The following is a 16,819-nucleotide window of genomic DNA, read 5'->3' as shown; positions in this document are numbered from 1 at the left end:
ATGAAAAAGAAACATGAACACACGCCAGAAGACGGCGCGCCTAACACGATCAGCGATGCCACGCTGCGGGGGTTTGTCGGTTATCGCATGAAACGGGCCTTCAATGTGGTGCAGGAAGACCTGACAACAACTCTGCGTCCCTTTGGTCTGCGAATGCTGACGTATACGGCACTGGTTCTCATCGTCGATAACCCCGGTTTGCGGCAGTCCCAACTGGCTGACGCAATGGATATCGAGCGCCCGAACCTTGTCGTCATCATTGATGAACTGGAGCGCAGGGAACTGATCGTCCGCGACCGGGTACCGACCGACCGGCGCGCCTATGCGCTAAGGACGACACTGGCGGGCAGGCAATTATATGAAAAGGCCGTCGCCGCGGTTACCGCCCACGAAGGCAAGCTGCTGGCCGGTTTGGATGACGCAACCATCACCACCGTTTTCGATGCCCTCAGGACGATCGAAAAAGCGAGGAAAAGGGGCTGATCATGCAACGCACATCGGAATACCTGGTGCATTCTGTTTCGCGCGAAGATCGGGCCGACGGTTCCATCCTGCTGAAATCGAACCACACTCTTGGTCCTGTCGTCGACAAAACCGGTGTCTGGCTGCACGCCTGGGCCTCGGACGCGCCTGACCGCACGTTCATTGCTGAACGCAGCGGCGCAGGATGGCGCAAGGAAAGCTATGCGACCACGCTTGAAAAGGTGCGGGCAATCGCGAGCTCGCTATTGGCGCGTGGGATGGGGCCTGACACACCGATCCTGATCATGAGCGGCAACGGCTTGGATCATGGTCTGCTGAGCCTGGCTGCTCAGTACATTGGCGTACCGACTGCGCCTGTGGCCGAACAATACGCCTTGATCCACGGTGCACATGGCCGCCTGCGCCATGCCATCGAACTGGTGCGCCCGAAGAAGGCCTATGTCGTCGATGCGGATCAATACCGAGAGGCGCTGGAACTGGATGCGCTTCAAGGGGTCGAAATCGTAGCCAGCCGACAAGGCAGAAACAGTCAGGTCACAGCGTTCGACGAACTTCTCAAAGGGGATGTCAGTGTCGATCTGGAGGCAGCCTATGAACTGGTTGGCCCCGATTCCGTCGCCAAGATCCTAATGACCAGCGGTTCAACTTCGGCCCCGAAGGGGGTCATCACGACCCAACGCATGATGTGCGTGAACCAGACCATGCTGGCCGACGGGTTGCCATTTCTGCGCACGCGTCCGCCCCGTGTGGTCGATTGGCTGCCATGGAACCACGTCTTTGGCGGATCTCATAACTTCAACATGATGCTCGCCAACGGCGGAAGCTTCTACATCGACGACGGCAAACCGGTAGCCGGTCTGTTTGAGAGGACGCTGGAAAACCTGTCCATGGTCACCGGCACGCTCAGCTTCAATGTTCCCGTAGGTTACGGCATGCTGCTGGGCGCATTGCAGCGGGATGGCGATTTGCGTCGGCGGTTCTTCGAAGAACTTGATCTGATTTTTTACGCGGGCGCTTCACTGCCACAGGACATCTGGTCTGGATTTGAACAGATGGCGCTGGGTGTCAAAGGTGAGATACCGCTGATGACCTCATCCTGGGGACTGACCGAGACAGCGCCCGCCACAATGATGCAGTCCGAGCCCATTGATCGTTCCGGGGTTGTTGGCGTTCCGATGAACGGCGTGACACTCAAGCTGATACCGGATGAAGACATGCGGTGCGAAATGCGCATCAAAGGGCCAAACGTGATGCCCGGGTATTTCAACGAACCCGAAAAGACGGCCAGTGTTTTCGATGAAGAAGGGTTTTTCATTACCGGCGACGCCATGCGGTTCATCGACCCGCAGGACGTAAACAAAGGTATGAAATTCGATGGCCGGATTTCTGAAGATTTCAAGTTGCTGTCCGGTACATGGGTGCGTGCCGCGCAATTGCGGATGGACTTGTTGACCTGCCTTGCGCCCCTTGCCTCAGACTTGGTCATTACAGGTGCCGACAGAAATGAGATCGGCGTCATGGTCTTTCCCGATGTTGCCGAGCTGAAGCGGGAAGGATTTGACCTGAGCGACGACAGTGGCGCCTACCGCTGCGCACCGTTGCAAGGCGAAATCCACCGCCGCCTGACAGAGCGCGCCCGCGAGTTATCGGGCAGTTCCACACGGGTCGGGCGCGCCATTGTCCTTAGCGAGCCCGCCTCGATGCCCGAGGGCGAAATGACCGCCAAGGGGAACCTCAATTTCCGCAAAATACTGACACGGCGGCAAAATTTACTTGAGCGTCTTTATGACGACGCCGACCCGGCAATCGTAAAGATCTGAGAAAGGAACGAACAGATGGTCGATATCACCAAGGTTCGCGCAATCGACATTCACACCCACGCTGAAGAACCCTGCGGGTGCCACTCGGATGACGGCTATGACGACCTGCAGGCAACCATGGCCAACTACTTTGGCGCTCCGTGGAGCCACCCGCCTACGGTTCCCGAAACTGCACAGCACTATCGCGAGCAAAACATAGCCGCTGTGATCTTCCCGGTCGATGCCGAGCGGGAAACCGGCTATCGGCGCTACAAGAACGAAGAAGTTGCCGCTTTGGCGGCGGAAAATGACGATGTGCTCATCCCGTTTGCGTCAATCGATCCGCACAAGGGCAAGATGGGCGCACGCGAGGCGCGCCGCCTGATCCGCGAATTTGGTATCAAAGGGTTCAAGTTTCATCCGACGATGCAGGGGTTCTACCCCAATGACCGTATGGCTTATGACCTTTACGAGGCAATCGCCGAGGAAGGCTGCATCGCCCTGTTTCACACGGGCCAGACCGGTGTCGGTTCGGGCATGCGCGGCGGTAACGGAATGCGGCTTAAATACTCGAACCCGATGTTCATGGATGACGTCGCCGTCGATTTTCCGGATATGAAGATTATCCTCGCCCACCCGTCATTTCCCTGGCAGGAAGAGGCTCTGTCCGTGGCGCAGCACAAGCCCAACGTCTATATCGACCTGTCCGGTTGGTCACCAAAGTACTTCCCCGAGATCCTGGTGAAATACTGCAACTCGATCCTCAGGAAAAAGGTTCTGTTTGGGTCCGACTGGCCAATGATCACTCCTGAACGCTGGCTGTCGGATTTCGAGAAGATCAATATCAAGGACGAACTGCGCCCGGACATCATCAAAGGCAATGCCGCGCGCCTGCTGGGACTGACCCCGTGATGCTGCCCCCTGCCCCATCGCGTCCCTACCCAGTCACTTTGAGATTCGACAGTGCCAAACCGCCAGAACCGGGCCGCGTCGTGACCGCCGAACTTACCAGCTGTCGGGTGATATGATCATGAAGCCATTCGAAGCCCCGCTTACGGACATCTTATTCACGTTGAACCACGTAGCCCGGGCTACCGAGCTTCCAGACTGGGACGCTGACCTGGCTGGTGAGATCGGCGAACATTTTGCCGCCTTCGCACAAGGTGAAATTGCCCCGCTGGACGAGCCGGGAGACAGGCAGGGATGCACGCTGGAAAACGGTCGCGTATCCATGCCGGCTGGCTTTGCCCAAGTTTATGCCACGTATTCGGAACAGGGCTGGCCCTCTCTCACCGTGCCTGAGGAATATGGCGGTCAAGGGCTTGGAGCCTTGATGCTGGCCATCACGTCCGAGGTTTTTTCGGGCGCAAACCACAGCCTTCAGATGGTTACGGGGTTGGTTCCGGGCGCGGTGCGTACCTTGTTGCGCTTTGGCACAGAGGATCAGCAATACCGGTACATTCCGTCTCTGGCCTCGGGTGAAACTCTGGCCACCATGTGCCTGACCGAACCCGGGGCCGGATCTGACCTTTCACGCGTGCGCTGCCGGGCGGAACCTGCCGAGGATGGCTGGAAGGTCACGGGCGGAAAAATCTTTATCTCTGGCGGTGACCAGGACATGAGCGATCACATCCTGCATCTTGTGCTTGCGCGCACGTCCGATGACGGCGTCAGAGGTTTATCGCTGTTTCTATGCCCCAGCTCCTGCACAGACGGCAGCCGCAACCAAGCTACCGTAACGCGCATCGAGGAAAAGATGGGCCTGCATGCCTCGCCCACGTGCCAGCTGGCATTTGATGGTGCCAAAGCCGAATTGATTGGGGCCGAGGGTGAAGGTCTGATGGCCATGTTCACCATGATGAACCACGCCCGGCTTGATGTCGCCCTACAGGGCGTCGCGCACGCCGCGCGGGCTTATGACATTGCCAGTACTTATGCCAGTGAAAGGGTACAGGGACGCAATCCCGACGGTCAACCGGCAACACTGGATCAACATGCCGACATCCGCCGCATGCTGGATCAAATCGATTGGCTGGCGGTCAGTAGCCGCAGTCTTGCACATCTTGCATTTGTCACCATGGAACGGGGCACATCGCCTGACCTGGTCGATTTTCTGACCCCGGTCGCCAAGGTCTATTGCTCCGACGCCGGTATCAAGGCCGCCGAATTGGGTATGCAGGTTCTGGGCGGCTATGGCTATTTGCGCGAATACCGGCTGGAGCAGACCTATCGTGACGCCCGAATTACCTCGATTTACGAAGGGGCCAACGGCATACACGCGCGTATGCTGGCAACACGTCTGGCCGCAGGGCCTGCGGGCGACGCCTTTGCCGAATTTGTTTCACAAGAAGCCGAGCATTGGACATGCAATGCGATTTCGGACGCACTGGACACTTGGCAATCCGCTCGCAGAAAGCTGAAACATGGTGACAGCGCGGCGATGGCGCATGGGTTCATGCAAACGACGATTGATACCGCTCTGATCTGCTTGCGGGCGCGGCTGCGCAACGCCGCGAGCCTCCACCCATCCCCGGAACGGATCAAACGCATTTGCGGTTGAGGCTTGATCCACACGCACGGATTATCGACAACCAATACCCATCGCCAGTCGGACAGAAAGGCAGGCAACATGACAGATCCAAAAGTGCTGATCGCGGGCGGTGGTATTGCCGGGTTGTCGCTGGCGCTGACACTGCATCAGATTGGCATCGACTGCACCGTCTTTGAAAGCGTTCGGCACCCGCGCCCGCTGGGTGTTGGGATAAACCTGCAACCCAACGCAGTGCGTGAGTTGTACGATCTGGGTTTCACGGCTCGGGACTTGGACGGGTTCGGCGTCCCAGCGCGGGAATGGGCGCTTGTTGGTTTGAATGGGCATGAGATTTATTCGGAACCGCGCGGAACTTTTGCCGGTTACAACTGGCCGCAATACGCGGTGCATCGCGGCGCGTTTCACATGGCGCTTTACAAGCGGTTTGTCGAACGCGCAGGCCCGGATGCCGTACGCCTTGGCGCTCGGGCCACTGGGTACCAGATCAATGCGGACGGGACGGTTACAGTGCGGCTGCAAACTGACGAGGGGGCTAACCGCGAAACCGGTGCCATTCTGATCGGTGCCGACGGTATCCATTCAGCCATCCGCGCCCAAATGCATCCAAGCCAACCTCCGATCCATTGGGGAGGTGCCGTCATGTGGCGCGGCACAACACTGGCAAAGCCTGTGCGCACGGGTTCCTCCTTTGTCGGACTGGGTACGCATAAGAAACGAATGGTGATCTACCCGATCTCGCACCCCGACCCCGAAACCGGCTTGGCGCTGATAAACTGGATTGCCGAAGTCACCCACGATGACCCGGCCGCGCATGCGGCAACCGGATGGTTCCGGCAGGTTGAGGCCAAGGATTTTGCGCACCATTTTGACGGATGGACCTATGACTGGCTGGATGTTCCAGCTCTGATCCGCGGTGCGGGTGTGACATACGAAAACCCGATGATCGACCGCGATCCGGTTGAAACGTGGGTTGACGGGCCGGTTGCCTTGATCGGAGACGCCGCCCATCCGATGTACCCCACCGGTTCGAATGGGGCCAGCCAGGCGATCATGGACGCCCGCGTTTTGGGGGCCAGCTTGCTCAAGCATGGCGTGGGTTCAACCGCGCTGGTGGCTTATGATGACACGCTGTGCGGTCCGGTGTCAGACCTTGTCCTTCGCAATCGGGGTGCCGGGCCTTTTGGCCTGTTGAATTTGGTCAACGACCGCTGTGCCGGTGTGTTCGACGATATTGAAACGGTCATTCCCTTGGCTGAAAGGGCCAGTTTCATGGCCAAATACAAAGCTGCCGCCGGTTTCGCGCGTGACGCCCTGAACAGTGCACCGCCAACGATTGCGCCCGGCTCGCAACTTGTGCGGCAGGTGTAATGTATGAGCCGTCGGAAATAGAACACCTGCGCCCATGACAACAGCGTTTCGCCGGGCCTGTGTATCGCTCGCAAAATCACGCGCTGCCGTGAACGATTTTGCGGGACCACAGCTTGCCCCTCTGAATTTTCGTTTGTGGCGAAACGACCAACAGCTAAACGGAAAGAATGCACCGGATCAGACCTGTCTGAACGCCAGACATGGTTTGATCGAAGAAAATTAATTTCATTGCACCGCCTTCTCATGTTCAATTGCACGCAAGGCGGCATGACCAGCGAAAGGATTGATAATGCAGGATCATGGATATGCGTCAGGACGACTGAACCTACCTTTCGTTGGAATATCGACCTTTGGAAAATCTCCGTATGTCGAGGATTGGGACAAAATTGATGCGGATGTTTGTGTCCTAGGTGCCCCCTTTGATTTCGGCACCCAATGGCGCGCCGGGGCAAGATTCGGCCCTCGGGCCGTGCGCGAGGCTTCGACCCTGTTCAGTTTTGGACATGCCGGTGCTTATGACCACGAAGACGATGCTACCTATCTGGACAGTTCCGTGCGCATCGTGGATTTGGGGGATGCAGATATCGTCCACACAAAGACCGAGGTCAGCCACGAAAACATCGCCTATGGTGTTCGCAAAATTCTGTTCGCCGGGGCGCTGCCGCTTGTGATCGGCGGCGATCACTCTGTCAACATTCCCTGCATTTCCGCGTTTGAATATGATTGTGCACAAAATGGCCCGATCCACGTGGTTCAAATCGATGCGCATCTGGATTTCGTGGACGAGCGTCACGGTGTCACCAATGGCCACGGCAACCCCATGCGACGGGCGATCGAGAAAGACTATGTCTCGGGGATGACCCAGTTGGGCATTCGGAACGTCTCGTCAACCGCCAAGGAAGGATACGAGGACGCACGCGCACGTGGATCAGACATCCTGTCCGTGCGTCAGGTGAGAAAGCTGGGAACCGGGGGCGTTCTTGAACGCATTCCTGAAGGTGCTCGGTACTATGTGACAATAGATATCGACGCCTTTTGCCCCTCTATCGCGGCGGGGACCGGGACACCCAGCCATGGCGGATTTCTGTATTATGACGTACTGGAAATCCTTCAAGGCCTCGCTAAACGCGGCAATGTCGTCGGCATCGACCTTGTCGAAGTGGCACCAGCCTATGACCCCAGCGAAAGCACGCAGATTCTGGCTGCGCAGCTATTGTTGAATTTCCTGGGTTTCATCTTTCACGAACGCGCCGGTCGCGAAAAATGAAGGGGGAACGTATATTCCCCTTTCTTTGTATCAGGCACCGATGATGTTGTGGCCGGGCCCATATGGGAAGCCGGTAATGTTTTCGGCCCCATCTTCGCCAACCACCAGAATATCATGCTCGCGGTAGCCCCCTGCACCGGGTTGCCCTTCGGGGATCCACAGCATGGGCTCGATTGAAACGACCATGCCAGGTTCCAGCACGGTGTCGATATCCTCGCGCAGTTCCAGACCGGCCTCGCGCCCGTAATAGTGGCTGAGAATGCCGAACGAGTGGCCATACCCGAACGAGCGGTATTGCAGCAGCCCCTCATCGGCAAAGAAACGGTTGATCTCGGCGGTGATGCCTGAACAGGTCGCACCGGGTTTGATCAGGCTCAGGCCCAGTTCATGGGCCGCCACATTGGCCTTCCAAAGGCGCAGGTTGTCAGCGTCCGGCTCGCCCAGAAACAGGGTACGTTCCAGCGCGGTGTAATAGCCTGAGATCATCGGGAAAGTGTTCAGCGACAGGATATCGCCTTTTTGCAGAGCGCGTTTTGTAACCGGGTTATGTGCGCCATCGGTGTTCAGCCCGGACTGGAACCAAACCCAGGTGTCGCGATATTCGGCGTCTGGATAAGCGCGCGCGATTTCCTCTTCCATTGCGTCACGGCCCGCCATGGCAATCTCGATCTCAGTTGCGCCTTCACGGATGGCGGCATGGATCGCCGCCCCGCCAACATCCGCGGTGCGAGCCCCACCCTTGATCAATTCAATCTCTTCAGCGGATTTGACCATGCGCGCGGTCATTGTATCCGGCGCGATGTCAACCAGCTCGGGGGTACCCAGCATCCGCAGGGCGGTGTCGCGGGCGGCCAGCGTCATGTGGTCGCCTTCAATGCCGATCCGCTTGGCGTTGCCGATCAGACTTGCAACCGCACGCCAATAGTTGTCGCGCTTCCAGTCAGTATAAATCACGTTGTCTTCGACTGACCGGCGCCACGGTTGCCCGGCGTCGATGTTGGCCGAAACGGTGGTGCAGGCCTCTTGGGTGACCACGCAGCCATACGGACGGCCAAAGGAACAATACAGAAAGCCCGAGTAGTAGGCGATATTTTGCATTGATGTCAGCAGAACCGCAGGAATATCACGTGCGGCCATAATGCTGCGAAGCCTGCTGAGACGGCGATCATACTCACCCTTGCTGAACGGCAAAGGCGCTTTGTCACCATTGTGACAGGTAAAGAATTCGGGGCGTTTTGTTGTGTCGGTCATCACTTGGTCTCTCATCTTTGCCGGGCGACAAATCCCGGCCACATGTCCCGGCGTTCAGGACAGGCGGTCTCGGGGTCCGAGAGCCGATCATCCCCTTAAACGCCGCGACGCCATCGCAGCGGAGATGAACACGAGAATCGTTAGATCAGACAGAATGCTCCGTCAAGCGGGTGAAAGCCCCCGCAAACGTTCGGACCGACGACGCAGCAACTCAACCGTGGTCAGTAACGCAATCGACAGAACCACAAGGATCGTCGCAACCGCCAGAATGGTCGGGCTAATCTGTTCCCGCAGGCCCGTGAACATCTGCCACGGCAGAGTCTTCTGACTGGCCGAGCCCACGAACAGAACCACCACAACTTCGTCGAACGAGGTGATGAAGGCGAACAGACCACCCGAAATCACACCCGGCAGGATCAGCGGCATCTGGATCTTGAAGAAGGTCCGCACCGGCCCTGCCCCCATGTTGGCAGCCGCACGCGTCAGTGAACGATCAAAGCTCACAAGCGTGGCGGTCACAGTGATGATCACGAACGGGATACCCAGTACGGCGTGCGCCAGGATGACTTTCAGATAGCCCACAAAGTTCTTGTTCATGCCCAGGGTCCCTTCAAGGAACCGACCGATATCGCTGTAGAAAAAGAACATGCCAGTGGCCGAGATGATCAGCGGAACGATCATCGGCGAAATCAGGATTCCCATGATAGCACGGCGGCCGGGGACGTGGCTCTGGCTGAGGCCAATGGCCGCCAAGGTGCCAAGCGAGACCGAGATGATTGTGGCAATCGGGGCAATGATCAGCGAGTTCTTGAAGCTGCGTTGCCATTCATTGTTGGTAAAGAAATCGCGGTAGTGCTTCAGCGAATACCCTTCAGGGTCAAGCCGCAACATCTCGGGCGTGAAGGTAAAAAAGTCCTGTGCGTTGAACGACAGCGGCAAGACCACAAGGATCGGTGTGATCAGGAAGACAAAGATTGCACCGCAGATCACCCGGAACAGGTAGTGGTAAAACACCTGCTGCGCGGTCAGGTACGGCAACAGCTTGCGCCGGTATCGCCCTTCGTACAACCAATAAGTAAACCAGGCGAAGAACCAGCCCCCCAGCAGGCCAAGTACTCCCCCCATTGGGCCGGACATCAAAAAGCCCGCGATGCCAAAGCCGAGGATATTGATCCAGCGGGCCAACTGCTCATTCTTTAGAATGTTGATGTAAGTCCATGCCAGTCCGGCAATCACGATGGCACCGCCCACGATCCCTAGCAGGACCGAGCCGTTTCCGGCGCCGACAAAGATACCAGCGAACGCTCCGGCCAATGCAACGCTGGGCAGAACCATCGACATAGGTTTACGGGATATCGGAGTAAGTGCGGCCATGTCGATTATCCCAGCTTCACGTTATCAATGCCCACGATCTTGTCGTAGACCCAGTAGAGCAGCAGAACGACCGCCAGAAGTATCGTTCCCAGCGCCGCCGCCAGTCCCCAGTTCAGTGAGGACGAGATGTGATAGGCGATCCGGTTCGAGATGAAGACACCTTTGGTACCGCCCACGATTTCAGGCGTGATGTAGTAGCCAATCGCCAAAATGAACACGAGGATTGAACCCGCGCCGATACCCGGAATGGATTGAGGGAAGTAGATGCGCCAGAACGTCGTCCAGTTGGTCGCACCCATGGATTTCGCGGCACGCGTGTAGGATTCCGGAATGGTCTGCATCACCGAATACATGGGCAGGATCATGAATGGCAGCAGGATATGCGTCATTGCGGTGATCGTACCGATCTGGTTATTGATGATCACCAGTCGCGCATCGTCAGCCACTAACCCCAGCCAGACCAGCGTTTCGTTGATCACGCCTTGCTGTTGCAGCATCACCTTCCACGCCGACGTCCGCACCAACAGTGACGTCCAGAACGGCAGAAGCACAAGGATCATCAGCAGATTTGAGACACGCATCGGCAACGTCGCCAGCAAATAGCTGACCGGATAAGCCAGCAGGATACAGGCACCCGTTATTACCAGAGACATAAACAGCGTTCGACCGAACAGCTTAACAAGGATTTGCTTGTCTTCGGGTTGTGCCTGCGCGCCGTCGGGGGTTCTGCGCATATCTACCGCGTTCAGAAAATACCCGTTGGTGATCTTCGGCGAATGGGTTTTGATCACGCGCCACGTTTGTGTATCGCCCCATCCGTCGTGAATATCTATTAGTTGCTCTTTAAACGGACCATCCGTTTCAGGATCCAGTTTCTTGATCTGACGACCTGACTTGCGGAACATCGAAGACATACCGGTTTCTTCGTAGTTCAAACGCGAACCAAGCCGTGTGTGCTCTTTATTGTCAATCGCAACAATCATGTCCCGCACAAAGGCATCATACACGCCCTCGCCCGGCAATTCTCCAGACTGTTCATCCCAGTTTTGAAGCGCCTCGACGGTAAGAGGCAGAGTGTCAGAGACGATGTTGTTTTCTACTGAACGGAATAGCATCGCAGCTATTGGAACAATAAAGGAAAACAGAACGAACAGAAGCAAAGGAGCGATCAACAGCAAGGCACGCAGCTTTTGCCGCCGCAACGAGCGTGCCAGCGATAGCTTGAGCGGTGTTCCATCCGCTGCCAGCATGGGTCCGGCATTTTGGCTTGCGTCAGTCATTGGAGCCCCTTGGATCTGTCTTGGTTCAGGGGCGGCGCACCGCCCCCGACTGTGTCATGAAATCAGACGCTCATTGCGCCAGCCACGCCTGGAATTTGGCGTCGATGTCATCACGGTAATCCGCCCAGAACTCGTAGTTATACAAGAACGTGTTCTTGGCGTTTTCCGGATCGGTCGGCATATGCGGGGCCATGTCGATCCCCAGATCGGCGTGCTGACCAACCAGCGGAGCCGACGAGGCGCGGGCCGGACCGTACGAGATGTACTTGGCCTGATCCGCCAGACGCTGAGTGTCGGTTGCGAACATGATATAGTCCAGCGCGCGCTGCTTGCGCTCATCACTCAGACCGGCAGGAATGATCCAGCCATCCAGATCGAACACCTGCGCGTCCCACAGCATTGCAACCGGCTGTTTCTGCTCTTCAATCACGCTGAACAGACGGCCGTTATAGGTCGAACCCATGATGACTTCGCCGTCAGCCAGCAGTTGTGGCGTGTCCGCACCGGCAGACCACCAGACAACGCTGTCTTTGATGGTGCCCAGCTTGGCCAAGGCCTGATCCTGACCTTCCGAAGTCGCCAGAACGTCATAGACATCATCCTTGGCGACACCATCACACAACAGCGCCCATTCCATGTTGTTGATCGGACGCTTCTCCAGCGAACGTTTGCCCGGATAGGTTTCCAGATCGAACACTGCACAGATGTCGGTCGGCGGGGTGTCACCGACCAGATCAGTGCGGTAGCCGAATGTGGTCGAATAGACGATCTGCGGGATAAAGCAGTCGCTGACCAGCAGGTCGCCGAAATCCTCAGAGGCGGGCGTGCCATCCGGAGCTGCGGCCAACTGGCTGTCGAAATCGATCTCGAGGGCCAGACCTTCGTCGCAAAGACGGATCGCGTCAGCGGCCACAACATCTACCACATCCCATGTGATGTTGCCCGCTTCGTTCATTGCGCGCAGTTTGGCAACGGCTTCGGCCGAGCTGTCATCGTTCAGAATGGTGATGCCGGTCTTTTCCGAATAGGGCTCGTGATACGCCTTCAACTGCGACTTTGAATAGGCACCGCCCCAGGAAACGATGGTCATCTCCTCGGCTGAAACAGTGCCCGCAGCCGTCGCAATCGCAGCCGCAGTGAGCATGATCTTGGTTGGTTTCATGTGTTACTCCCAGTTCATCCCGTTTTATGTGGTGGTCAGCCGATGCACGGGTTTTCACCGGCCGGTCCCTCAGCTTAACCGCGCTTGTCCCGCGCGGTTTGGTCTATGCGTCGAGCGCACGACAATCCTGTGCCAGCCAGCCGATCTCGATCTCTTGACCTGGGGTCAGGCGTACGGCGTCAGGCGCATTTCGAGTTTTGGCGATGAATTCGTTGTTTCCGGCAACGGACATGCGGAACCGGAATACGTCGCCCATGTAAATGAACTCTTCGACCCTTGCTTTCAAAGTATGCGCGTCAGCATGCAGTCGGTCTTTGTTGAATTCCACACGTTCAGGGCGGATCGAAACTTTGGTCCGGTCGCCTGCGCTGTGGACGTTGATCGGAACCGCGTCGATTTCCGAGCCATCATCCAGACGTACGACGCAAGTGTCGCCGTCAATTGATTTAACAACACCTTCCAACGTGTTGTTTTCACCAATGAATTGCGCGACAAAACTGTTTTCCGGCTCTTCGTAAAGCTGATCAGGCGGCGCCAGCTGTTGAATGCGGCCGTCATCAAATACAGCCACCCGATCTGACATGGTCAGCGCTTCGGTCTGGTCGTGGGTCACGTAGACTGTTGTGATCCCAAGCTCATGGGCCAGACGCGTGATTTCGAACTGCATATGTTCACGCAGCTGCTTGTCCAATGCCCCCAATGGCTCGTCCATCAAGACCAGTTCGGGTTCGAATACCAAGGCACGAGCCAGAGCAATCCGCTGTTGTTGCCCGCCCGACAGCTGAGCAGGACGTCGGCCACCAAAGGCGCCCATCTGAACCATATCCAGTGCGCGCTTGACCTTTTCATCCCTCTCCGACTTGCCCAGTTTACGGACTTCCAGTGGAAACGACAGGTTTTCGGCCACCGTCATATGCGGGAACAAAGCGTAGTTCTGAAAAACCATGCCAATACCGCGCTTGTGCGGCGGGATATTGTTGATGGGCTTGCCGCCCAAGAGGATTTCACCATGCGTGGCGGTTTCAAATCCGGCGAGCATCATAAGGCAAGTCGTCTTGCCCGAGCCTGACGGCCCAAGCATTGTTAGAAACTCACCTTTGGGCATTGCAAGGTTTAGGTCTTTTACGACGAGGTTCTCGCCGTCATAAGACTTCTGTACGCGTTGGAATTCGACAAACGCGGCGTCGTTCATTGTATCGGCCACAAGACCCCCTGTTACGTCAAATGATTATCCGTCTTCTGCGGATTTCATTGATCTGTAGCCGTTAGTTAAGACCAAGCGATGTTCACATTGCAACAGTGAATCCTGATTTTGTTACACAATATCGGGATTTAACAGCTCACCCAGCTTCGTTCAGAGCACGCATATGCCACGCAAGACTTTGATTACTGGACAGAACCGGTTTGCCGATACGCGCGCAAATCTCGGGAATAGCCTGTTGCGTGCGAAGGTTTGTGCAACTTAGAAAAACCGCATCAACCGACGGGTCCGAGCCCAGTTTTGTGGCAGCGTCAATGACGGATTGCACCGAAATCCGAACAACTTTGGCCTCTTCTGATTCCCCGAATGTCCCAAAAACATCCATCTCCACTCCACCTTGGGCAAAGGCCCGGCGCAGGGGAAGGTTTACCTCTTCAATATAGGGCGACAGCAGCGCGAATTTCGAAACGCCCAGGTGTCGCGCACAGGCCGTTGCCGCACGCAAAGGGTTTGTAACCTCGGCGGTCTGGCATGTTTGTTTGACAAGTTCTGCCACTCGGTCGGACCCGATAACCGAGCTTGCAGACGTGCATCCGTACCCGACAACGCGATAAGGTCGCGCACTGGGTAGCAATGCGGCGGCGGCTGGCAGCGCCTTCTCCATTTCCGCAAGGCTTTCCGTCGTCACCTCGATCCCGCTGGGAATTCGCGTCACGTAGATTGGATACTTGTGGTCCGAAAAATACGAACTGAACTCAGGCTCCAACGTTTCATCTGTCTGCAACACGATCAGACCAAGCGGGGTGGACTTGGGATCGTCTTCATCAAGGGCGTAATGGATCCGGGTCATATCTCGATCACCTCTGGCCCGATGCGTGGGCTTAGAAAACGTGGGGTGCCTTCGGTGATGACAATGTTTTCTTCATGGACAAGTATTTTTGTACCAACGGCGATGCCCGGCTCCAACGTCAAAACCATGCCGGGTTCCAGCACGGTCTGGTCTGCCGGGATAAGGGACGGCCACTCTGTCAGTGACATCCCCAACCCATGACCCAACCGCCCCGCATCTGTGCCTTCGGCCTCTTTGGTCAGAACCGTGTTCATGGCATGAAACAAATCCGAGGCAGTAGCACCGGGCCGTGCGATCTCGAGCGCGGCATCCGAGGCTTCTACCAGTCTGGCGTGCGCTGATTTCACCTCGGGCCGGGCTGGGCCGACGGACCAATTGCGATCAAAATCACAGAAGTAGCCATCCCAAACCAGACCTGTATCCAACATAAGCACGTCGCCAGGTTCCAACGGCGCCGAAGTTGCAGGTGATATTACATCACTGTAACCGCCCTGCTCTGCCCCGCCTGCAAGATACGGCACCCAATCGGCCCCTTCCTCAAGGCAGAGCATCTGGAACCGGCGAAAAACCATGTCCAAAGGCACTCCTGCGCGGGCAACCTCGGGCACGCGGGCGAACGCGCGTCCAGCGATATCGCAGGCTGTTTGGATCTTCGCAATTTCAGCCTCGGATTTGACCATGCGCAACCGGCGCAGGATACCCTGATCACCGGTAATGCGACGCGAACCGAGAGCGCCGCGCAAGCGTTCAATGTCCGCCATAGGCATCCGCACATGTGTCTCATGACCATCCGGCACCCCGATATTGCCCGAAACGGGTGTCAGTTCGGCCAGGACGTCGGCCAGAAGCGAGATACCGTCGTCCTGCAAGTCGGGCGCACTCCAGGTTCGGATGTCATCGATCCAGGTCTGCCCCATGAGCGCGGCCCCGATCGAAGGGATCACGGCCACCGGTTTGCCCGCGGCAGGCACGACCAGAAACCATGGCCGGGTTGGGCTTTCCCAAAATCGGGTGAGATAGCCGGTAAAGTAGCGCACATCAGTTTCTGTCGTCAGCAGCAGCGCCGATAAATCCGCGACTCGCATCAACTCCTGCGCGCGTTTGGTACGCGCCTCGAATTCTGCCTGATCGAACCCCCTCATTCCGCGATCTCCGACAGAAAGCACAAAACGCGTGAGTGTTCGTCGATCCCTATGGCTTTCCGCGCGGTTTCGTTCATCACTGCCGCAAGGCCTGCCCCGCCGGACGCCGTGGTGGCCAGCCCGGCCTTTGCCATTGCGTCAAGCTTTGCCGCCACATCGTCGTCTGACAGGGTCAGGAACAGGTCTGCGTCGCGAGCCAATCCGTTTAACGCGATCAACGATGGTTCCTTGCAGTCCAGACGCCCCATAATGCTGTCAGGGCCATCCGCGAAAACACATTTTCCGGCGGCTATGCTGGCCTGCAACGCGGGTGCCGCTTCGGGTTCAACCACAACGATCTTCGGTGCGTCGCCCCAGATGTTTCGTGCATAGGCAGCAACGGCACCGGCCAGCCCGCCCACGCCTGCCTGCAACAGAATATGCGTCGGAACCTCGGGACACTGCCTGACAGCCTCTGCCGCCATTTGCAGATAGCCTTCCATAAGCGTCCATGGCAGGTCATAATATCCTTCCCACGAACTGTCCGACAGCAATATCCAACCGTTTTCGTCGGCAGCCATTCTCGCGGCCTCCATGCTGGCGGCATAGTCAGCACCACTTCGAACAACTTCGGCTTTTTGGCCTTTGAGACGTTCCGCAAAGGTTTCGGGCACAGTTTCAGCAATGTAAACAACAGCTTTCGCACCGAAAATTCTGGCACCCGCCGCAACACTCATGCCGTGGTTCCCGGCGCTGGCGGTCACATAGGTTGCGCCTGCCAGAGTTTGTTCACCCGGCTCACCTGTCCTCTCGGCCGCATGACGCGCAATTACATAGGCCGCCCCTAAAGCTTTGAACGAACCAAGGTTCATCCGCGCCCGCTCATCCTTCACCCAAAGCTGGGCTACAGGGGCCAGTTTCCCAACATCCACCAATGGCGTTTCTTTCGCGACAGGGCACTGAGAAAGCAAATCTTCAACACGGGCAGCATTTGTAGAAGGATACGGCGCAGACGGTGCAAGCTTTTGGCCCGCCCGATGTGGATTGGTGATGACCTGCATACTTCTCCCCTGAGTTTAGGCCCGTTGACGTGATCCCATCGGTGGAACACT

General features: G+C 57.1%; 14 protein-coding genes. 6 read left to right on the top strand and 8 right to left on the bottom strand.

Translation table 11 applies throughout. The annotated features are described in order from the left end of the window. The 6 genes from ACR0D9_RS02235 to speB all read left to right on the top strand — a co-directional run bounded on the left by ACR0D9_RS02235 (position 1) and on the right by speB (position 7,468). The gene (locus tag ACR0D9_RS02235; RefSeq protein ID WP_480516475.1) at positions 1-483 is read left to right on the top strand and encodes a MarR family winged helix-turn-helix transcriptional regulator; all 483 of its coding nucleotides are present in this window, start codon (positions 1-3) and stop codon (positions 481-483) included. 2 nt (positions 484-485) lie between these two features. Next, positions 486-2,303, top strand: a complete 1,818-nt coding sequence (locus ACR0D9_RS02230) for a feruloyl-CoA synthase (protein WP_480537518.1) — start codon at positions 486-488, stop codon at positions 2,301-2,303. Between the two features lie 15 nt (positions 2,304-2,318). Next, positions 2,319-3,194, top strand: coding sequence for an amidohydrolase family protein (locus ACR0D9_RS02225; protein ID WP_209595748.1), 876 nt, complete (start codon positions 2,319-2,321; stop codon positions 3,192-3,194). 118 nt (positions 3,195-3,312) lie between these two features. Beyond that, positions 3,313-4,842 (top strand): acyl-CoA dehydrogenase family protein, encoded by a 1,530-nt coding sequence (locus ACR0D9_RS02220; protein WP_480486125.1) that lies wholly within the window; start codon positions 3,313-3,315, stop codon positions 4,840-4,842. A 69-nt stretch (positions 4,843-4,911) separates the two neighbouring features. Continuing rightward, positions 4,912-6,201, top strand: coding sequence for a flavin-dependent oxidoreductase (locus ACR0D9_RS02215; RefSeq protein WP_480486127.1), 1,290 nt, complete (start codon positions 4,912-4,914; stop codon positions 6,199-6,201). Between the two features lie 289 nt (positions 6,202-6,490). After that, complete coding sequence (gene speB, locus ACR0D9_RS02210) at positions 6,491-7,468, top strand: agmatinase (protein ID WP_480486129.1); 978 nt, start codon at positions 6,491-6,493, stop codon at positions 7,466-7,468. Positions 7,469-7,498: 30 nt separating this feature from the next. Here speB and ACR0D9_RS02205 read toward each other — a convergent pair whose 3' ends face one another. The 8 genes from ACR0D9_RS02205 to ACR0D9_RS02170 all read right to left on the bottom strand — a co-directional run bounded on the left by ACR0D9_RS02205 (position 7,499) and on the right by ACR0D9_RS02170 (position 16,768). Then, complete coding sequence (locus ACR0D9_RS02205) at positions 7,499-8,719, bottom strand: aminopeptidase P family protein (protein WP_480486131.1); 1,221 nt, start codon at positions 8,717-8,719, stop codon at positions 7,499-7,501. Positions 8,720-8,881: 162 nt separating this feature from the next. Further along, positions 8,882-10,093: an ABC transporter permease gene (locus ACR0D9_RS02200; RefSeq protein ID WP_480537517.1), complete on the bottom strand. Its 1,212-nt coding sequence runs from the start codon at positions 10,091-10,093 to the stop codon at positions 8,882-8,884. A gap of 5 nt (positions 10,094-10,098) precedes the next feature. Further along, positions 10,099-11,373, bottom strand: coding sequence for an ABC transporter permease (locus ACR0D9_RS02195; protein ID WP_209504364.1), 1,275 nt, complete (start codon positions 11,371-11,373; stop codon positions 10,099-10,101). Positions 11,374-11,443: 70 nt separating this feature from the next. Beyond that, positions 11,444-12,535, bottom strand: a complete 1,092-nt coding sequence (locus ACR0D9_RS02190) for an extracellular solute-binding protein (RefSeq protein ID WP_480481704.1) — start codon at positions 12,533-12,535, stop codon at positions 11,444-11,446. 103 nt (positions 12,536-12,638) lie between these two features. Beyond that, positions 12,639-13,739 carry an ABC transporter ATP-binding protein gene (locus ACR0D9_RS02185; RefSeq protein WP_480486135.1) on the bottom strand — a complete coding sequence of 367 codons (1,101 nt, stop codon included), beginning with the start codon at positions 13,737-13,739 and terminating at the stop codon, positions 12,639-12,641. A gap of 136 nt (positions 13,740-13,875) precedes the next feature. Then, entirely contained in the window at positions 13,876-14,586 is a 711-nt protein-coding gene (locus ACR0D9_RS02180; RefSeq protein WP_480481708.1) for a maleate cis-trans isomerase family protein, read from the bottom strand. Then, complete coding sequence (locus ACR0D9_RS02175; RefSeq protein WP_480537516.1) at positions 14,583-15,728, bottom strand: M24 family metallopeptidase; 1,146 nt, start codon at positions 15,726-15,728, stop codon at positions 14,583-14,585. Before ACR0D9_RS02175 ends, ACR0D9_RS02180 begins: the two co-directional genes overlap by 4 nt. Further along, positions 15,725-16,768 (bottom strand): pyridoxal-phosphate dependent enzyme, encoded by a 1,044-nt coding sequence (locus ACR0D9_RS02170; RefSeq protein ID WP_480537515.1) that lies wholly within the window; start codon positions 16,766-16,768, stop codon positions 15,725-15,727. The genes ACR0D9_RS02175 and ACR0D9_RS02170 overlap by 4 nt, the downstream gene beginning before the upstream one ends. Between the last annotated feature and the right edge of the window lie 51 nt (positions 16,769-16,819).

This window comes from Ruegeria sp. AK11 (assembly GCF_056541095.1).
The sequence above is the reverse complement of the archived record's forward strand: the minus strand, read 5'-3'. Positions and strand labels throughout refer to the sequence as shown.

Bases quoted from the DNA above. Each gene is read 5' to 3' on its own strand.
- ACR0D9_RS02235 (WP_480516475.1), top strand. From the start codon at position 1: ATGAAAAAGAAACATGAACACACGCCAGAAGACGGCGCGCCTAACACG.
- ACR0D9_RS02230 (WP_480537518.1), top strand. From the start codon at position 486: ATGCAACGCACATCGGAATACCTGGTGCATTCTGTTTCGCGCGAAGAT.
- ACR0D9_RS02225 (WP_209595748.1), top strand. From the start codon at position 2,319: ATGGTCGATATCACCAAGGTTCGCGCAATCGACATTCACACCCACGCT.
- ACR0D9_RS02220 (WP_480486125.1), top strand. From the start codon at position 3,313: ATGAAGCCATTCGAAGCCCCGCTTACGGACATCTTATTCACGTTGAAC.
- ACR0D9_RS02215 (WP_480486127.1), top strand. From the start codon at position 4,912: ATGACAGATCCAAAAGTGCTGATCGCGGGCGGTGGTATTGCCGGGTTG.
- speB (WP_480486129.1), top strand. From the start codon at position 6,491: ATGCAGGATCATGGATATGCGTCAGGACGACTGAACCTACCTTTCGTT.
- ACR0D9_RS02205 (WP_480486131.1), bottom strand. From the start codon at position 8,719: ATGACCGACACAACAAAACGCCCCGAATTCTTTACCTGTCACAATGGT.
- ACR0D9_RS02200 (WP_480537517.1), bottom strand. From the start codon at position 10,093: ATGGCCGCACTTACTCCGATATCCCGTAAACCTATGTCGATGGTTCTG.
- ACR0D9_RS02195 (WP_209504364.1), bottom strand. From the start codon at position 11,373: ATGACTGACGCAAGCCAAAATGCCGGACCCATGCTGGCAGCGGATGGA.
- ACR0D9_RS02190 (WP_480481704.1), bottom strand. From the start codon at position 12,535: ATGAAACCAACCAAGATCATGCTCACTGCGGCTGCGATTGCGACGGCT.
- ACR0D9_RS02180 (WP_480481708.1), bottom strand. From the start codon at position 14,586: ATGACCCGGATCCATTACGCCCTTGATGAAGACGATCCCAAGTCCACC.
- ACR0D9_RS02175 (WP_480537516.1), bottom strand. From the start codon at position 15,728: ATGAGGGGGTTCGATCAGGCAGAATTCGAGGCGCGTACCAAACGCGCG.
- ACR0D9_RS02170 (WP_480537515.1), bottom strand. From the start codon at position 16,768: ATGCAGGTCATCACCAATCCACATCGGGCGGGCCAAAAGCTTGCACCG.